This is a genomic window from Citrobacter sp. Ce006, assembly GCF_030336535.1.
Lineage (GTDB): Bacteria > Pseudomonadota > Gammaproteobacteria > Enterobacterales > Enterobacteriaceae > Citrobacter > Citrobacter europaeus.
The window spans coordinates 118,369-136,040 of record NZ_JAOWDO010000029.1 but is presented as its reverse complement, the minus strand read 5'-3'; the positions used below and the strand labels follow the sequence as shown (position 1 = coordinate 136,040).

Here is a 17,672-nt window from a genome sequence, read left to right as displayed (position 1 = left end):
GGCTTTTTTGCGTCTGTACGGAGTGAAACCCGCCGGACTGAACGTATTTTGCAGGCCTGATAAGCGCAGCGCATCAGGCAAGCAGGCAATACAACAGTTACTGCCTTACCCATTGCGTAATAAAATCAGTAAGTTGCTGTATATCGTTGATATCTAACAATGGAACATCCACCGCCAGCGGAACATCACTGGCAACCGCGATAACATATTCGTCTATCGCCAATTCTTCCGGACTGTGCCCGCAACCGTCGCGAAAAAGCACGATCTTAGCAACAGGCTCATGCTTAAAACCCTCAACCAACACCATATCCAACGTTGAAGCATCCATCCTGCTTACCAGGTACGCTAAATCCAGTTCGGGCTCTTCCGGCGTCTCTACCATTAACGCCCAACGTTGTTGGCTGGCGACCAGCGTTTGCGCTGCACCTGCTTTGCGTAGCTCATAGCTATCTTTGCCGGGCGTGTCGACATCCATATTGTGATGGGTATGCTTAATCAATCCGGGACGAATACCTCTGGCACGTAGCTCCGGGATTAATTTTTTGAGCAGCGTGGTTTTCCCCGTTCCGCTCCATGCTGCTATAGCGAGTAATGGGATCATGATTTGTCCTGCCATTTTGCGAGTTCTTCAGGGGTATTCACGTTCACGAACGCATCTTTGCGATCGCTGAAATCCACAGCATGACCGCCAGCCTGGCGCATAAAGACCATGACGCGCCTTTCACCGGACTGAAGATAATCCTGTAACAAGGGCTGCATGGAGCGGTGCATCAGCGCAATGGTCGGGTGATCTCTTTCCCCATCGTGCACCCAGACAACGGGTGCGGTTTTGCGCTGTTCCTTCAAACGTGTAACCAGATCATGAGGAATATAGGGCATATCGCACGGGCAGAACAAAAACCACTCCCCCGTTTGCTGCAGGAATACCGATAGCATCCCGGCCAGTGGGCCAGGGAAATCGGCCAATGAATCGGGGATAACTTTCAGGCCGCTTTGCTGGTAAATATCCCGGTGGCGATTGGCGTTAACCACCACGGTTTCGACCTGCAAAGCGAGGGTATCGGCCACATGCCGCCAAAGAGGTTTACCGTCCAGTTCAAGCAGACCTTTATCGGTTCCACCCATCCGTCTGGCCTTACCGCCAGCCAGCACAACCCCTGTTATTGCACTATCCAGAATCACTGATATCGCCTCTTTTAATGTGGGATTGACCCTGCTAACGTATCTGTATTGAGCCTAAGGAGCACAACCATGAAATGTAAACGTCTGAATGAAGTTATTGAACTCCTCCAGCCTGCCTGGCAAAAGGAACCGGATCTTAATCTGATGCAATTTTTACAGAAACTGGCGCAAGAGTCAGGTTTTGACGGCGAACTGGCGGATTTAACTGATGACATTCTGATCTATCACCTGAAAATGCGTGACTCGGCGAAAGATGCGGCCATTCCAGGTATTCAGAAAGATTATGAAGAAGATTTTAAAACCGCACTACTCCGCGCACGTGGCGTAATTAAAGAGTAAAAGCTTGTAATCGCCGCCACCGAAAGCGCTGCGAAATGATATCCTGAATCATTCGTAGTATTTTCCGGATGATGGGATGAACGACAACGCTTTTAATTTCCAGACGCTACACCCGGATACCATCATGGATGCACTGTTTGAGCAGGGGATCCGGGTGGACTCCGGGCTTACCCCGCTTAACAGCTATGAAAACCGTGTCTATCAATTCCAGGACGAAGACCGTCGACGCTTTGTCGTTAAGTTTTATCGCCCTGAACGTTGGTCTGTCGATCAGATCCAGGAAGAGCACCAGTTTGCTCTGGAACTGGTAAGCGATGAAGTCCCGGTAGCTGCTCCGCTGGTATTCAGCGGCCAAACGCTGTTAAGCCATCAGGGTTTTCATTATGCGATCTTCCCTAGCGTCGGTGGAAGGCAGTTTGAGGCCGACAATATCGATCAAATGGAGGCGGTGGGGCGCTATCTGGGGCGTATGCATCAGACCGGAGGTAAGCATAATTTTGCCTTCCGCCCGACGATAGGTCTTGAAGAGTACCTGACTGAGCCGCGTAAACTTTTTGAGTACGCGCAGCTGATCCCATCAGGGCAAAAGGCGGCCTTCCTGAAGGCGACAGATGCACTTATCGCGGTCGTTACCGAACGTTGGCATACACGTTTTTCCACGTTACGCCTGCACGGTGATTGTCATGCCGGTAATATCCTGTGGCGCGATGGCCCGATGTTTGTCGATTTAGATGATGCCCGCAATGGTCCAGCCGTTCAGGATTTATGGATGCTCCTCAATGGCGATAAAGCTGAACAACGTATGCAGCTTGAAACCATTATCGAGGCTTATGAAGAGTTTAGTGAGTTCGACATCTCTGAAATCGGACTGATAGAACCTTTACGCGCTATGCGTTTAGTTTATTATCTTGCCTGGCTAATTCGACGTTGGGCTGACCCTGCATTTCCAAAAAACTTCCCGTGGTTAACCGGGGAAGATTACTGGCATCGTCAGACCGCGACCTTTATTGAGCAGGCAAAAATTCTGCAAGAGCCCCCCTTACAATTAACGCCAATGTATTAATCGGAGAAACTTGAACATGAAAAAAATATGGCTGGCGCTGGCTGGTATGGTCTTAGCTTTTAGCGCATCTGCAGCGCAGTTCCAGGATGGTAAACAATACATCACTCTGGAAAAGCCAGTTGCGGGTGAACCGCAAGTGTTGGAGTTCTTCTCCTTCTACTGCCCGCACTGCTATCAGTTTGAAGAAGTGCTTCACGTCTCTGATAACGTGAAGAAAAAACTGCCGGAAGGCACCAAGATGACCAAATACCACGTCGAGTTTCTGGGGCCTTTGGGCAAAGATCTGACGCAGGCATGGGCGGTTGCTATGGCGCTGGGCGTTGAAGATCAGGTCACTGTTCCGCTGTTTGAGGGAGTTCAGAAAACTCAGACCGTTCAGTCCGTTGCTGATATCCGTAAAGTGTTTGTCGACGCAGGTATTAAAGGCGAAGACTATGATGCGGCATGGAACAGCTTCGTAGTGAAATCACTCGTGGCGCAGCAGGAAAAAGCAGCGGCTGATTTACAGCTGCAGGGCGTTCCGGCGATGTTCGTGAATGGCAAATATCAGGTAAATCCGCAGGGCATGGATACCAGCAGCATGGATATCTTTGTACAACAGTATGCGGATACCGTGAAATACCTGGTTGGTCAGAAATAAAAGCAAAAGCCGGTCACTGACCGGCTTTTTTATTTGAGGCTTTAATCGCGTCGAGCTGCGCGTCTTTCTCACTCCATAGCGTATTTAGCCAGAGCTGAAACCGACGCTTGAATCCTTTATCGTTCACGTAATCACCGTGCAACTCTTCATCAATTGGCTCCAGATTCACCCGCACGACAATCCGCGTTAGCTTACCGCTCAACATATCGTAGAACGGTCGGCTACTGTTTTCCGGATAGCACAACGTGACGTTCAACATTTTATCGAACTGTGAACCCAGTACGTTCAATGCCATCGCAATACCGGCTGCCTTGGGTGGGAGTAGGTTTTGATAAGGAGAGCGGGTTTGCTCGCGTTTCTCTTTGGTAAAGCGTGAACCTTCGACAAAATTCACAATGGTTGTCGGGTGTACGCGAAACTTCTCGCAGGAACGACGTGTTGTTTCGACATCTTTTCCGCGCCGTTCCGGATGGCGGAGCAGATAGCCACGCGAATAGCGTTTCATGAACGGCATATCCAGCGCCCAGCAGGCCAGGCCAATAAAGGGCACCCAGGCCAGCTGTTGCTTGAGGAAATATTTATTCATCGGGATGTGTTTACGGAACAGAACGCAAAGCACAACAATATCGGCCCAGCTGTAATGGTTACAAATGAGCAGATACCAGTTTTTCTTGCTAAGACCTTCCAGTCCCTCGACATCCCATTTCAGTCGCGGATTGAGGTATAGCAGTAGCGCCAGACCTTCACACCAGCAGTACATCATGAAATTACAGAACACGGAAACCTTGCGCCAGACGACAGGAACGGGCAAAAGGAGTTTCACAACTCCGGCAAGGATGATCGGCACAGAACAAAAAATCGTGACCAATATGGTCAATACGATACTCAGCAACAGCGTTATCGCAGCGAGTATTCTCGTCATAATTAAATTATTCAAAAGGTTAGCCATAGATAGTGCGCTAAAGAGGCGCAAGGGGCTGATTTTATCAGAAAACGAACCAAATGATGGCTCTTCCCTGAATAGAAAAAAAGAGAATATCTATCCACATCAGGATATAAGCTGGAAAAATGGAATAAAATGCTGCGCGCTAAATTAAGCTTATGAAAAATATATATAAATACAATGAAGCACTAATTGCCTTGCTATATTTAAAGAACTGAAAATTATTTATTCACAAAGTTATCCACAGCCGTGTTTGCGAGCAAAGCAGAAGAACTGCAAAAGTTTTTCGACAAATGCGGCGAAAAACTCATGTTTTTATCCTGTCTGTGGCATCCTTTACCCATAATCTGATAAACAGGCACGGACATTATGGTTCAGATCCCAGAAAACCCCCTTATCCTTGTAGATGGCTCCTCTTACCTTTATCGCGCATACCATGCGTTCCCGCCGCTGACTAACAGTGCAGGGGAGCCTACTGGCGCGATGTATGGCGTGCTCAACATGCTGCGTAGCTTGTTTCTGCAATATCAGCCGACCCATGCTGCGGTGGTATTCGACGCTAAGGGTAAAACCTTCCGTGATGAGTTATTCGAACACTACAAGTCGCACCGCCCACCTATGCCGGACGATCTGCGAGCGCAGATTGAACCCCTGCATGCGATGGTAAAAGCGATGGGGTTACCACTGTTGGCCGTATCAGGCGTGGAGGCGGACGATGTTATCGGTACGCTGGCGCGGGAAGCAGAGAAGGTGGGTCGTCCGGTGCTGATTAGCACCGGCGATAAAGATATGGCTCAGTTAGTGACGCCGAATATCACCCTGATCAACACCATGACCAATACGATCCTCGGCCCGGATGAAGTGGTGAATAAGTACGGCGTCCCGCCGGAACTGATCATCGATTTCCTGGCGCTGATGGGGGACTCCTCAGATAACATTCCTGGCGTTCCAGGCGTAGGTGAAAAAACCGCGCAGGCTCTGCTGCAGGGGCTGGGTGGGCTGGATACCCTCTATGCTGAGTCAGACAAAATAGCGGGGCTGACTTTTCGTGGTGCGAAAACCATGGCGGGCAAACTTGAGCAGAATAAAGAGGTGGCGTACCTCTCCTATCAATTGGCTACTATCAAAACGGATGTTGAGCTGGAGTTGACCTGCGAGCAGCTGGAAGTCCGTCAACCGGCAGCAGAAGAACTGCTTGGCCTGTTTAAACAGTATGAATTCAAACGTTGGGTTACCGACGTTGAAGCGGGTAAATGGCTACAGGCGAAAGGAACGAAGCCGGCGGCAAAACTACAGGAAACACTCGTTGTCGATGAAACGCCTGAGGAGCCGGCTACGGTTCTTTCGTATGATAACTATGTGACGATTCTGGACGAAGCGACGCTGGAAGAGTGGATCGCGAAGCTAAAAAAAGCGCCTGTTTTTGCTTTCGATACTGAAACTGACAGTCTGGACAACATCTCCGCGAATCTGGTTGGCCTGTCTTTTGCCATTGAACCGGGTGTGGCTGCATATGTTCCTGTTGCCCACGATTACCTGGACGCCCCCGATCAAATCGCTCGTGACCGCGCGCTGGCGCTGCTGAAGCCGCTGCTGGAAGATGAGAACGCGCATAAGGTCGGACAAAACCTGAAGTACGATCGCGGTATTCTGGCGAACTATGGCATCGAGCTGCGCGGCATCACCTTTGATACCATGCTCGAATCCTACATTCTGAACAGCGTCGCTGGCCGACACGATATGGACAGCTTGTCTGACCGCTGGCTGAAACATAAAACCATCACCTTTGAAGAGATCGCCGGAAAGGGCAAAAACCAGCTGACCTTTAACCAGATAGCGCTGGAAGAAGCCGGTCGTTACGCTGCGGAAGATGCCGACGTTACGCTACAGCTGCATCTGAAGATGTGGCCGGAATTGCAGCAGCATAAAGGGCCGCTGAACGTCTTTGAAAATATCGATATGCCGCTGGTGCCGGTTTTGTCTCGCGTTGAGCGCAACGGTGTGAAAATCGATCCGGCAGTTCTGCACAAGCATTCAGAAGAGCTGACGCTGCGTTTGAACGAGCTGGAGCAAAAAGCACACGAGATCGCCGGAGAAGCGTTTAACCTCTCTTCCACCAAGCAACTGCAAACTATCCTGTTTGAAAAGCAGGGTATTAAGCCGCTGAAGAAAACCCCTGGTGGTGCGCCATCAACGTCGGAAGAGGTACTGGAAGAGCTCGCGCTGGATTACCCGTTGCCGAAAGTCATCCTGGAATATCGTGGCTTAGCAAAACTGAAGTCAACCTATACGGACAAGCTTCCGTTGATGATTAACAAGAAAACCGGGCGCGTGCACACCTCCTATCATCAGGCGGTTACCGCTACCGGGCGCTTGTCTTCAACGGACCCAAATCTGCAGAACATCCCGGTACGAAATGACGAAGGTCGTCGTATTCGTCAGGCATTCATTGCGCCAGAAGACTATGTGATTGTCTCTGCGGACTACTCGCAGATTGAATTGCGCATCATGGCGCATCTCTCACGTGATAAAGGCCTGCTTACCGCGTTTGCCGAAGGGAAAGATATTCACCGTGCAACGGCGGCGGAAGTTTTTGGCTTACCGCTGGATTCCGTGACCAGTGAACAACGCCGCAGCGCGAAAGCCATTAACTTCGGTCTGATCTACGGGATGAGTGCCTTTGGTCTGGCGCGCCAGTTGAATATTCCGCGTAAAGAAGCGCAGAAGTACATGGACCTCTACTTTGAACGCTACCCTGGCGTGCTGGAATATATGGAACGAACTCGTGCGCAGGCGAAAGAGCAAGGTTATGTAGAGACGCTGGAAGGGCGTCGTCTCTATTTACCGGATATTAAATCCAGTAATGGCGCTCGTCGCGCAGGTGCAGAGCGTGCGGCAATTAACGCCCCGATGCAGGGTACAGCCGCAGACATTATCAAACGCGCCATGATAGCGGTGGATGGCTGGCTGCAAACCGAGCACCCGCGCGTGCGCATGATTATGCAGGTACACGATGAACTGGTGTTTGAAGTGCATAAAGATGACCTGGAAAGCGTCTCTAAAAAGATCCACCAACTGATGGAAAATGAGACCCAGATTGACGTGCCGTTGCTGGTGGAAGTCGGTAGTGGTGAAAACTGGGATCAGGCGCACTAAGGGTTTACTGAATAACGCCCCTTTTTCGTAACTAAGCAACATAAGATAGAACTTTTTGTGATGTTCATTAGAATTCCCTATGTAAGGAATGAAAAAAAATTACAAAAAGTGCTTTCTGAGCTGCTCAAAAAAGAGTAAAGTTATTCACGTAGGGTACAGAGGTAAGATGTTCTATCTTTCAGACCTTTTACTTCACGTAATCGGATTTGGCTGAATATTTTAGCCGCCCCAGTCAGTAATGACTGGGGCGTTTTTTATTGTGCGAAAGAAGGTTTCGCACATGCTGTAGGCCGGATAAGACGCGCAGCGGCGCCATCCGGCAATACGGTGGGTTATTCTCCGTCCTGTATCTCTTCAACCGGTGCCAGTTCACTAAACCAGCTATCCAGCTTCTGCCGTAGTTTGTCCACACCCAGCTTTTTCAGTGATGAAAATGCTTCTACCTGCACATCACCATTAAATGCCAGTACGGCTTCACGCACCATATTCAACTGGGCTTTGCGCGCACCGCTGGCCAGCTTATCTGCTTTAGTCAGCAGTACCAGAACCTGAACGTTGCTCTCAACTGCCCACAGGATCATCTGTTGATCGAGATCTTTTAGCGGGTGACGAATATCCATAAGCACCACCAGACCTTGCAGGCTCTGTCGTTTTTCCAGATATTCAGCCAGCGCGCGCTGCCATTTGCGCTTCATCTCTTCCGGCACTTCGGCATAACCGTATCCTGGCAAATCGACCAGGCGTTTGCCGTCAACGACTTCAAACAGGTTGATAAGCTGAGTACGACCCGGCGTTTTAGATGTACGCGCCAGACTCTTTTGATTCGTCAGGGTGTTTAGCGCACTGGATTTGCCTGCGTTGGAACGGCCAGCAAAAGCCACTTCGATACCGGTATCGGAAGGTAAGTGGCGAATATCAGGCGCACTCATCACAAAGTGCGTCTGTTGATAATTCAAGTTAGTCAAAGCAGTCCTCTCCATCAATCAGGGCTTTGCAGCGATTATACCTGAACCCCAGCAAAAGGCTGGTTTTTCGACGAGTGGGCTGTGTAAGTAAAAACCTCGCACTTTGTGAGACATTGCCGATAGTTTCTATACGAGATGACAGAGTAAAAAATGACGGAACTAAAATAAATCATAGAGTTACATTAGGGTGCTATTCTTAAAATCTGAAATTGTTACCCAGGTTACTTGTACGTTTAAACCAAAACGGTAAAGTAGTGTCCATAGCGAGGAAGCTGACAGGATAGTCGACTCAGGATGAGGGTCAGGAGCGCCAGGAGGCGAAGACACAGGATTGTCAGGAAGACAAACGTCCGGAGACGTTAGTAAAAGGAAATGGAAACAACACGGAATGTTTCAGGCTAAAGGAAAAACAGGGTGTGTTGATAGCCAACAGGGAATGTAGAGCCCGTAAGGGTTGAGAGTCAGGAAAAAAGGCGACAGATTACTCTGTCGCCTTTTTTCTTTATTTCTGCTAGATTCCGGCGCAATTATATACTGAATAAAAACAGCCAAAGACGAATCATGATGAAACCAACTTCTACACCACGCGGTAAAGGTCCTGCAAAAGCGCGTCGTAAAACACGCGAAGAAATTAACCAGGAAGCTCGCGACCGTAAGCGCCAGAAAAAACACCGTGGTCATGCGGCAGGTAGCCGTGCGTCCGGTAGCGAAGGCGCATCTGGTGGCGGAAACCAAAATAAGCAAAAAGATCCTCGTATTGGCAGCAAAACCCCCATTCCATTGGGCGTGACCGAAAAAGTCACCAAACAGCACAAACCGAAGAGTGAGAAACCTATGCTTTCACCACAGGCTGAGTTGGATTTACTGGAAACGGATGAGCGCCTGGATGCGCTGCTGGAGCGTCTTGAAGCTGGAGAAACCCTGAGCGCAGAAGATCAGACCTGGGTTGATGCCAAGCTGGACCGCATCGATGAACTGATGCAAAAGCTGGGTCTTTCTTACGATGACGAGGAAGAAGAGGAAGAGGAAGAAAAACAGGAAGACATGATGCGCCTGCTGAAAGGCGGCAACTAACGATTTTACACCGTGGGTCTTCCCGTCCTGCTTATAACCCTTCCGGTTATATGTTATCTGGTGTGGTTATTCGTTAAACTACAGCGGTTGTCGCGGCGACAGAAGTGGCTGCGCAACCGACTTATCACCCGTAGTGGGGTTAAGTCGGTACGCCGTACCCGCCAGAGACGCCATCGGAAGGAGTGAGCATGTCAGAGCAGTTAATAGACTGGGACCTGGCCCTGATCCAGAAATATAACTATTCCGGGCCACGATATACCTCGTACCCGACCGCGCTGGAGTTTTCTGAAGACTACGGCACTGAAGCATTTCTAAAGGCTGTGGCGCGTTATCCTGAGCGTCCGCTCTCGCTGTACGTTCATATCCCGTTCTGCCATAAACTGTGCTACTTCTGCGGTTGCAACAAGATTGTGACGCGTCAGCAGCATAAAGCCGATCAATACCTCGATGCCCTGGAACAAGAAATCATTCATCGCGCTCCGCTGTTCGCCGGACGCCATGTCAGCCAGTTGCACTGGGGCGGCGGCACGCCAACGTATCTGAATAAAGCGCAAATCAGCCGTTTAATGTCGTTGCTGCGTGGCAACTTCAACTTCAACGACGATGCCGAAATCTCGATCGAAGTGGATCCGCGTGAAATTGAGCTGGATGTGCTCGATCATTTACGTGCTGAAGGTTTTAACCGCCTGAGCATGGGGGTACAGGACTTCAACAAAGAAGTTCAGCGCCTGGTGAACCGTGAGCAGGATGAGGAGTTTATCTTTGCGCTGCTGAATCATGCGCGGGAGATTGGTTTTACCTCAACAAATATCGATCTGATTTATGGCCTGCCAAAACAGACGCCGGAAAGTTTTGCCTTTACCCTGAAACGCGTGGCTGAGTTGAATCCAGACCGTCTTAGCGTCTTTAACTACGCGCACCTGCCAACGCTGTTTGCCGCTCAGCGTAAGATTAAAGATGCCGACCTGCCCAGCGCGCAGCAGAAACTGGATATCTTGCAGGAGACCATCTCGTCACTGACCGAAACCGGCTATCAGTTTATTGGTATGGATCATTTTGCCCGCCCGGATGACGAACTGGCCATTGCACAACGCGAGGGTGTTCTGCATCGCAATTTCCAGGGCTATACCACCCAGGGGGATACCGATCTGCTGGGGATGGGCGTATCGGCCATCAGTATGATTGGCGACAACTACGCGCAGAACCAGAAAGAGCTGAAGCACTATTACCAGCAGGTAGACGAGCAGGGGGACGCGCTGTGGCGCGGAATCGCCCTGACCCGCGACGACTGCATTCGTCGGGATGTTATTAAGCTCCTGATCTGCAACTTCCGCCTCGACTATGCCGCCGTGGAACAGCAATGGGACCTGAACTTTGCTGACTATTTTGCCGAAGACCTGAAACTGCTGGCGCCGTTGGCGAAAGATGGACTGGTGGATGTGAATGAGAAGGGGATTCAGGTTACGCCAAAAGGGCGGCTGCTGATCCGTAATATTTGCATGTGCTTCGATGCGTATCTGCGTCAGAAAGCGCGGATGCAGCAATTCTCGCGCGTCATTTAACCGGGTTGCCCGGTGGCGCTTCGCTTACCGGGCCTACCAAAATCTCACTACGTAGGCCGGTTAAGCGAAACGCCACCCGACAAACCCGCTAGCTGAACAGCCCAACCAGCGCTGCACACAGCACTGCGGCAACCGCAGTTTGTGGCGTATGGCTTTCGACTGCACCGCTCGACAGCAGATTAATCATTGATTCCAGCATGATAACTTCCCCCGTTTGCCGGGCACGATCATACTTAACTCATCGGAACAGTAAAGCGCAAAATAGCAGCAATTTGCGCTTAATAATCAATCTTTACACAGTGACGATTTGTCACTCCATACCGAGTTCTTTTAACTTCCGCGTCAAGGTATTACGCCCCCAACCGAGCAGTCGTGCAGCTTCCTGTTTATGCCCCTGGGTATGGCGTAGCGCGGTGGTTAACAGCGTACGCTCCAACTCTGGTTGCGCCTCAGAAAGCAGGTTTTGATGACCGGAACGTAATGCCCTATCCGCCCACTGTGCCAACAGGGTTGCCCAACTGTCTGGTTGCATATGTGACGGTGCGTCAGGCACGGTGGTTTCAAACAGCTCGGTTGGTAAGTCCTGAATCAGTACTTCCTGTCCGGCGGCCATGACGGTTAACCAGCGACAGGTGTTTTCAAGCTGACGCACGTTTCCAGGCCAGGCCAGACGGGTGAGTGCCGCCTCGGTTTCCGGGTGTAATTGCTTGGCTTCTACTCCCAGTTCGCGGGCGGCCTCCTGCAGGAAATGACGCGCCAGGCGTGGGATATCTTCCCGACGTTCGCGCAGTGGCGGCAGATGTACCCGAATGACGTTCAGGCGATGGAATAAGTCCTCACGAAATTTGCCTTCCTGCACGCGCAGTTCAAGGTTTTGGTGCGTGGCGGCGATAATGCGCACATCCACTTTCACCGGTGCGTAACCACCCACGCGGTAAAACTGTCCATCGGCTAATACCCGCAATAAACGCGTTTGTACGTCCAGCGGCATATCGCCTATTTCATCGAGGAACAGCGTACCGCCGTCTGCCTGTTCAAAACGCCCCTGACGAATCGTATTCGCCCCGGTAAACGCGCCTTTCTCGTGACCAAACAGTTCAGACTCGATCAAATCTTTCGGAATAGCCGCCATGTTCAGCGCGATAAACGGCGCTTTGACGCGCGGGCTATGACGGTGCAACGCATGGGCGACCAGCTCTTTACCGGTCCCTGACTCTCCGTTTATCAATACGCTGATTGAAGACCGGGACAGGCGACCAATAATGCGAAAGACGTCCTGCATTGCCGGCGCTTCGCCGATGATGTCGGTTGTTGGGCCGTTGATCTGAACATTACGCGGCTGCTGCTGTTCCTGATAATGGCTGATGGCGCGTTCGACCAGCGCCACGGCTTCATCTATATCAAAAGGTTTGGGCAGATAATCAAACGCCCCTTGCTGATAGGCGCTGACGGCGGCATCCAGATCGGAGTGCGCGGTCATTATGATGACCGGAAGCATCGGATGCCGTTGCTTAATCTGTTTTAACAGCGTCAGACCGTCCATGCCCGGCATGCGAATATCCGACAACAGCACATCCGGCGTTTTGCTGGCCAGCGCGTCCAGCACCTCTTTACCGCTTTCAAATGTTGTGCAGCTTAGTCCTGCCCCTGCGAGCGCACGTTCAAGCACCCAACGGATGGAACTATCGTCATCAACTACCCAGACTATTCCTCGTTGCATAAACGTCACCTTTATTTCCTGATAGGCAGGTAAACCGAGAACTCGGTATGACCCGGCCAACTGGTAAATTCAATTTTGCCGGAATGTTGATCAATCAAATTACGGGCGATGGATAAGCCAAGGCCAGTACCGCCCTCGCGACCGCTGACCATTGGGTAGAACAGCGTGTCCTGTAAATGCGAGGGGATACCCGGACCGTTATCCTCAACATCAATCCGTGCCGCCAGGCGATAACGCATGCCGTGCAGCGTGAGCTGAAACGCGGTGCGGGTACGCAGAACGATTTCGCCGCCTTCCGGTCCCAGCGCCTGCAAAGCGTTACGCACGATATTTAACAGAACCTGCTCTATCTGGTCCGGATCGTGCAGTAATTCCGGCAGACTCGGATCGTAATCCCGGATCAGCGTGACGTTTTCCGGCAGCTCCATCGAGACCAGCGCTACCACGCGCTCCGCCACTTTGTGAATACTCTCTGTGACGTGCATACCCGGCTGTTGTGGCCCCAGCAGACGGTCGACCAGATTACGCAGGCGGTCGGCCTGCTCAATAATGACTTTGGTATATTCGGTCAGCGCCGGGTCCGGAAGCGCTTTACTGAGAAGTTGCGCCGCGCCGCGCAATCCACCCAGCGGGTTTTTAATTTCGTGTGCCAGGCCGCGCACCAGATCGCGGGCGGCAATCTGCTGGGCGTGCTGGAGCTGTTCCTGGCTCAGACGGCGCTGGTTATCCATTGGCGCCATCTCCAGCAAGATAAGGCCATCAGGCAGCCTCTGAGCGGTCACAGAGAGGATATGTGAGTGGCTGTCTATCACCAGCGTCACTTCGTTATCCGTAAAGCCCTGGCCTGCTTCCAGGCTCTCTCGCATCAGCCCGATGTTCAAGGAGAAATAACTCAACAGATCGGGAAGCGGAGTACCAAACAGTTTGCGGGAGCTTTGGGCGAGCAGCTGTTGCGCTGCCGGGTTGGCGTAATGTACCGCCAGCTCATCGTCGACGAGTAAGATGCTGTTGATTAAAGAATTGAGGATCTGCCCAGCATCGGGCAGCGTGCCGGTTGCCATTCAGCAGTCTCCTGAAAAGTGTTGCACCAATTTAGTGCATTATAGCTTTTTACATCAAAAAAGCGCGAAAAAGCAGGTTGTTAGTGGAGAAAAAAGCCCATCCAGAGATGGGCTAAAAGTTCCACGGCAACTAAAACCTTCGTCTTTCTCCCTACCGCTGTGTTGGCTGCTTTCGCTCACCCCAGTCACTTACTTATGTAAGCTCCCGGGGATTCACTCAATTGCCGCCTTGCTGTAGCAAGAAATCCATTGGTTATTACATCCTCTGCACGTTTTTATGTGAGAGTGTAAAAGTTAAATTAAACGCTGTAGTACAGCTCAAACTCTACCGGGTGCGGAGTCATGCGCACGCGGTCATCTTCTTCGCGACGCAGCGTAATGTAAGCATCGATCGCTTCATTGGTGAACACGCCGCCTGCTGTCAGGAACTCACGGTCCAGATCCAGTTCTTTCAGTGCTTCTTCCAGAGAACCAGCAACCTGTGGGATCTCTTTTGCTTCTTCCGGCGGCAGGTCGTACAGGTTTTTGTCCATCGCTTCGCCCGGGTGGATCTTGTTCTTAATACCGTCAAGACCAGCCATCAGCAGCGCTGCGAAGCACAGGTACGGGTTAGCAGCCGGGTCCGGGAAACGCACTTCGATACGACGCGCTTTCGGAGAAGCAACAACCGGAATACGGATAGAAGCAGAACGGTTACGGGCAGAGTAAGCCAGCATTACCGGCGCTTCGTAGCCTGGGACCAGACGCTTGTAGGAGTTAGTGGTCGGGTTCGCCAGGGCGTTGATCGCTTTAGCGTGTTTGATTACGCCGCCGATGTAGAACAGCGCCTGCTCAGACAGACCCGCATACTTGTCACCGGAGAACAGGTTTACGCCGTTCTTGGACAGAGACATGTGGCAGTGCATGCCGGAACCGTTATCGCCGAACATTGGTTTTGGCATAAAGGTCGCGGTTTTACCGAAACGGTGAGCGACGTTGTGAACGACATATTTGTAGATCTGAATCTCATCCGCTTTTTTGGTCATGGTGTTGAAGCGGGTTGCGATTTCGTTCTGGCCAGCGGTAGCAACTTCGTGGTGATGCGCTTCAACGACCAGGCCCATCTCTTCCATGATCAGACACATGGTAGAACGGATGTCCTGAGAAGAATCTACCGGAGGAACCGGGAAGTAACCGCCTTTCACGCCAGGGCGGTGACCTTTGTTACCACCTTCGTATTTGGTGGAGGAGTTCCATGCGCCTTCGATGTCATCAATAGCCACATGGGAACCGGAAATAGACGCGCCGAAACGGATGTCGTCAAACAGGAAGAATTCTGGCTCTGGTCCGAACAGAACGGTGTCTGCGATGCCGGTAGAGCGCAGATACTCTTCAGCGCGTTTAGCGATGGAGCGCGGATCGCGGTCGTAGCCCTGCAGCGTACCTGGTTCCAGGATATCGCAACGGATGATCAAGGTAGACTCTTCATAGAACGGGTCGATGAGTGCAGTAGACGCATCTGGCATCAGAACCATGTCTGATTCGTTAATGCCTTTCCAGCCACCGATTGAGGAGCCGTCAAACATTTTGCCTTCTTCAAAGAATTCGGCATTTACCTGATGAGCAGGAATAGTGACGTGCTGTTCTTTACCTTTGGTATCAGTGAAGCGTAAATCAACAAACTTCACTTCGTGTTCGTTCAGCATCGTCAAAACGTGTTCAGCGGACATACTTACTCTCCCGGATTGGTCATGGTCGTCGTGGTAACGAAGTCTTCAATTCTGCAAAAAATTGGCCGTGTCGCCGTAATAAATATAAAGCGAAATCTGTGCCAACTTTTAAATTGCCCCTAAAAGGCGTTATCATGCGCACTATCGTGCAAAGGGGCTGCACCATGAAGGTAGTATTGCACCATTATAGTGCTTTGATGTGAACATTAAGCACCATATTGGTGCAAAGCATGTCAGATTACCCCTTTTAACGCTCCGTGAATGTGATCACAAAGAAACTCTGCAATACTTGTTTGCGGAGGATGTTTGTGATCCTGTTTTGTACTGCGATTAATCCGTGTACAATAACGCGCTATTTCTAAAATGCCTGAGGCAAAGTTGTGATCGAAAATTTGCGTAACATCGCCATCATCGCGCACGTAGACCATGGTAAAACGACCCTGGTAGACAAGCTGCTCCAACAATCCGGTACGTTCGATGCACGTGCTGAAACCCAAGAGCGCGTGATGGACTCCAACGATTTGGAGAAAGAGCGTGGGATTACCATCCTCGCTAAAAACACCGCTATCAAATGGAATGACTACCGTATCAACATCGTTGATACCCCGGGGCACGCCGACTTCGGTGGTGAAGTTGAACGTGTAATGTCCATGGTCGACTCCGTGCTGCTGGTGGTGGATGCAATGGACGGTCCGATGCCGCAGACGCGCTTCGTGACCAAAAAAGCCTTTGCCCATGGCCTGAAGCCAATTGTTGTTATCAACAAAGTTGACCGTCCTGGCGCGCGCCCTGACTGGGTTGTTGATCAGGTATTCGACCTGTTCGTTAACCTCGACGCTACCGACGAGCAGCTGGACTTCCCGATCGTTTACGCTTCCGCGCTGAACGGTATCGCAGGTCTGGATCACGAAGACATGGCTGAAGACATGACTCCGCTGTATCAGACCATCGTTGATCGCGTACCGGCTCCGAGCGTAGACCTTGATGGCCCGCTGCAGATGCAAATCTCTCAGCTGGACTACAACAACTACGTTGGCGTAATCGGCATCGGTCGTATCAAACGCGGTAAAGTTAAACCGAACCAGCAGATCACTATCATTGATAGCGAAGGCAAAACCCGTAACGGTAAAGTCGGTAAAGTCCTGACTCATCTGGGTCTGGAACGTATCGAGAGTGATATTGCCGAAGCAGGCGATATCATCGCGATCACCGGTCTGGGCGAACTGAACATCTCCGACACCATCTGCGACCCGCAGAATGTCGAAGCGCTGCCGGCTCTGTCCGTTGATGAACCGACCGTAACCATGTTCTTCTGCGTAAACACCTCTCCGTTCTGTGGTAAAGAAGGTAAATATGTTACCTCTCGTCAGATCCTTGACCGCCTGAACAAAGAGCTGGTGCACAACGTTGCCCTGCGCGTTGAAGAAACCGAAGATGCGGATGCGTTCCGTGTATCTGGTCGTGGTGAGCTGCACCTGTCTGTTCTGATCGAAAACATGCGTCGTGAAGGTTTCGAAATGGCGGTTTCCCGTCCGAAAGTAATCTTCCGCGAAATCGATGGCCGTAAACAAGAGCCGTTCGAAAACGTAACGCTGGACGTCGAAGAGCAGCATCAGGGGTCTGTCATGCAGGCTCTGGGTGAGCGTAAAGGCGACCTGAAAAACATGAATCCAGATGGCAAAGGCCGCGTACGTCTTGACTACGTGATCCCAAGCCGTGGTCTGATCGGCTTCCGTTCAGAATTCATGACCATGACTTCCGGTACCGGTCTGCTGTACTCCACCTTCAGCCACTACGACGATGTTCGTGCGGGTGATGTGGGTCAGCGTCAGAACGGCGTTCTGATCTCCAACGGCCAGGGTAAAGCAGTTGCGTTCGCACTGTTCAGCCTGCAGGACCGCGGTAAGCTGTTCCTGGGTCACGGTGCAGAAGTTTACGAAGGCCAGATCATCGGTATTCACAGCCGCTCTAACGACCTGACTGTAAACTGCCTGACCGGTAAGAAACTGACCAACATGCGTGCGTCTGGTACTGACGAAGCAACGGTTCTGGTTCCACCGGTTAAGATGACTCTTGAGCAGGCTCTGGAATTCATCGATGACGACGAACTGGTAGAAGTTACCCCAACGTCTATCCGTATCCGTAAGCGTCACCTGACTGAAAACGATCGTCGCCGTGCAATGCGTGGCGCGAAAGAAGAGTAATTAACTCTCTTCCTCAGGTAAGTATAAAAAAGCCGCTGATTTCAGCGGCTTTTT

17 protein-coding genes and 1 pseudogene are annotated in these 17,672 nt (G+C 51.2%); 10 read left to right on the top strand and 8 right to left on the bottom strand.

The features are described from left to right. Positions 1 to 97: 97 nt before the first annotated feature. Entirely contained in the window at positions 98 to 616 is a 519-nt protein-coding gene (mobB, locus tag OGV94_RS00760) for a molybdopterin-guanine dinucleotide biosynthesis protein MobB (RefSeq protein WP_101706118.1), read from the bottom strand. Continuing rightward, on the bottom strand, positions 598 to 1,182 hold the full coding sequence (gene mobA / locus OGV94_RS00755) for a molybdenum cofactor guanylyltransferase MobA (RefSeq protein WP_080625908.1): 585 nt from the start codon (positions 1,180 to 1,182) through the stop codon (positions 598 to 600). The genes mobB and mobA overlap by 19 nt, the downstream gene beginning before the upstream one ends. 69 nt (positions 1,183 to 1,251) lie before the next feature. On the opposite strand from mobA, the gene OGV94_RS00750 reads away from it, so the two are divergent. The 3 genes from OGV94_RS00750 to dsbA all read left to right on the top strand — a co-directional run bounded on the left by OGV94_RS00750 (position 1,252) and on the right by dsbA (position 3,224). Beyond that, entirely contained in the window at positions 1,252 to 1,521 is a 270-nt protein-coding gene (locus OGV94_RS00750) for a YihD family protein (protein ID WP_043018867.1), read from the top strand. Between the two features lie 76 nt (positions 1,522 to 1,597). Continuing rightward, complete coding sequence (locus tag OGV94_RS00745; RefSeq protein WP_286517646.1) at positions 1,598 to 2,584, top strand: serine/threonine protein kinase; 987 nt, start codon at positions 1,598 to 1,600, stop codon at positions 2,582 to 2,584. A gap of 16 nt (positions 2,585 to 2,600) precedes the next feature. Then, positions 2,601 to 3,224, top strand: a complete 624-nt coding sequence (gene dsbA, locus OGV94_RS00740) for a thiol:disulfide interchange protein DsbA (protein ID WP_003028621.1) — start codon at positions 2,601 to 2,603, stop codon at positions 3,222 to 3,224. Between the two features lie 13 nt (positions 3,225 to 3,237). Here dsbA and yihG read toward each other — a convergent pair whose 3' ends face one another. Continuing rightward, positions 3,238 to 4,092 (bottom strand): 1-acylglycerol-3-phosphate O-acyltransferase, YihG family, encoded by an 855-nt coding sequence (yihG, locus tag OGV94_RS00735; RefSeq protein WP_231125757.1) that lies wholly within the window; start codon positions 4,090 to 4,092, stop codon positions 3,238 to 3,240. On the opposite strand from yihG, the gene OGV94_RS00730 reads away from it, so the two are divergent. The 3 genes from OGV94_RS00730 (at position 3,986) to spfP (ending at position 7,537) form a co-directional block, all read left to right on the top strand. Next, positions 3,986 to 4,321, top strand: coding sequence for a hypothetical protein (locus OGV94_RS00730; RefSeq protein ID WP_223306705.1), 336 nt, complete (start codon positions 3,986 to 3,988; stop codon positions 4,319 to 4,321). The two genes, yihG and OGV94_RS00730, sit on opposite strands and share 107 nt — an antisense overlap. A 215-nt stretch (positions 4,322 to 4,536) precedes the next feature. Continuing rightward, positions 4,537 to 7,323: a DNA polymerase I gene (polA, locus tag OGV94_RS00725; RefSeq protein ID WP_286517644.1), complete on the top strand. Its 2,787-nt coding sequence runs from the start codon at positions 4,537 to 4,539 to the stop codon at positions 7,321 to 7,323. Positions 7,324 to 7,489: 166 nt separating this feature from the next. Continuing rightward, positions 7,490 to 7,537, top strand: coding sequence for a small protein SpfP (gene spfP, locus OGV94_RS25165; RefSeq protein WP_071892919.1), 48 nt, complete (start codon positions 7,490 to 7,492; stop codon positions 7,535 to 7,537). Positions 7,538 to 7,655: 118 nt separating this feature from the next. On the opposite strand, the gene yihA is transcribed toward spfP, so the two are convergent. Further along, a complete protein-coding gene (gene yihA / locus OGV94_RS00720) occupies positions 7,656 to 8,288 on the bottom strand; it encodes a ribosome biogenesis GTP-binding protein YihA/YsxC (protein WP_042313572.1) in 633 nt (210 codons plus the stop codon). A gap of 209 nt (positions 8,289 to 8,497) precedes the next feature. Between yihA and OGV94_RS00715 the strand changes: the two are divergent. The 3 genes and pseudogenes from OGV94_RS00715 to hemN all read left to right on the top strand — a co-directional run bounded on the left by OGV94_RS00715 (position 8,498) and on the right by hemN (position 10,924). Next, a pseudogene (locus tag OGV94_RS00715) lies at positions 8,498 to 8,746 on the top strand (hypothetical protein). A gap of 106 nt (positions 8,747 to 8,852) precedes the next feature. Next, a complete protein-coding gene (gene yihI / locus OGV94_RS00710) occupies positions 8,853 to 9,362 on the top strand; it encodes a Der GTPase-activating protein YihI (protein WP_286517653.1) in 510 nt (169 codons plus the stop codon). A gap of 188 nt (positions 9,363 to 9,550) precedes the next feature. Further along, entirely contained in the window at positions 9,551 to 10,924 is a 1,374-nt protein-coding gene (gene hemN, locus OGV94_RS00705) for an oxygen-independent coproporphyrinogen III oxidase (RefSeq protein ID WP_075145421.1), read from the top strand. Between the two features lie 88 nt (positions 10,925 to 11,012). Here the strand turns inward: hemN and OGV94_RS00700 are convergent, their stop codons facing one another. The 4 genes from OGV94_RS00700 to glnA form a co-directional block, all read right to left on the bottom strand. Next, the gene (locus OGV94_RS00700) at positions 11,013 to 11,123 is read right to left on the bottom strand and encodes a YshB family small membrane protein (protein WP_003028631.1); all 111 of its coding nucleotides are present in this window, start codon (positions 11,121 to 11,123) and stop codon (positions 11,013 to 11,015) included. A 111-nt stretch (positions 11,124 to 11,234) separates the two neighbouring features. After that, the gene (gene glnG, locus OGV94_RS00695; protein ID WP_043018955.1) at positions 11,235 to 12,644 is read right to left on the bottom strand and encodes a nitrogen regulation protein NR(I); all 1,410 of its coding nucleotides are present in this window, start codon (positions 12,642 to 12,644) and stop codon (positions 11,235 to 11,237) included. 11 nt (positions 12,645 to 12,655) lie between these two features. Further along, the gene (glnL, locus tag OGV94_RS00690) at positions 12,656 to 13,705 is read right to left on the bottom strand and encodes a nitrogen regulation protein NR(II) (RefSeq protein ID WP_043018874.1); all 1,050 of its coding nucleotides are present in this window, start codon (positions 13,703 to 13,705) and stop codon (positions 12,656 to 12,658) included. Positions 13,706 to 14,004: 299 nt separating this feature from the next. Beyond that, the gene (glnA, locus tag OGV94_RS00685) at positions 14,005 to 15,414 is read right to left on the bottom strand and encodes a glutamate--ammonia ligase (protein WP_003028638.1); all 1,410 of its coding nucleotides are present in this window, start codon (positions 15,412 to 15,414) and stop codon (positions 14,005 to 14,007) included. 380 nt (positions 15,415 to 15,794) lie between these two features. On the opposite strand from glnA, the gene typA reads away from it, so the two are divergent. Beyond that, positions 15,795 to 17,618: a ribosome-dependent GTPase TypA gene (gene typA / locus OGV94_RS00680; protein WP_008786988.1), complete on the top strand. Its 1,824-nt coding sequence runs from the start codon at positions 15,795 to 15,797 to the stop codon at positions 17,616 to 17,618. Positions 17,619 to 17,672 lie beyond the last annotated feature (54 nt).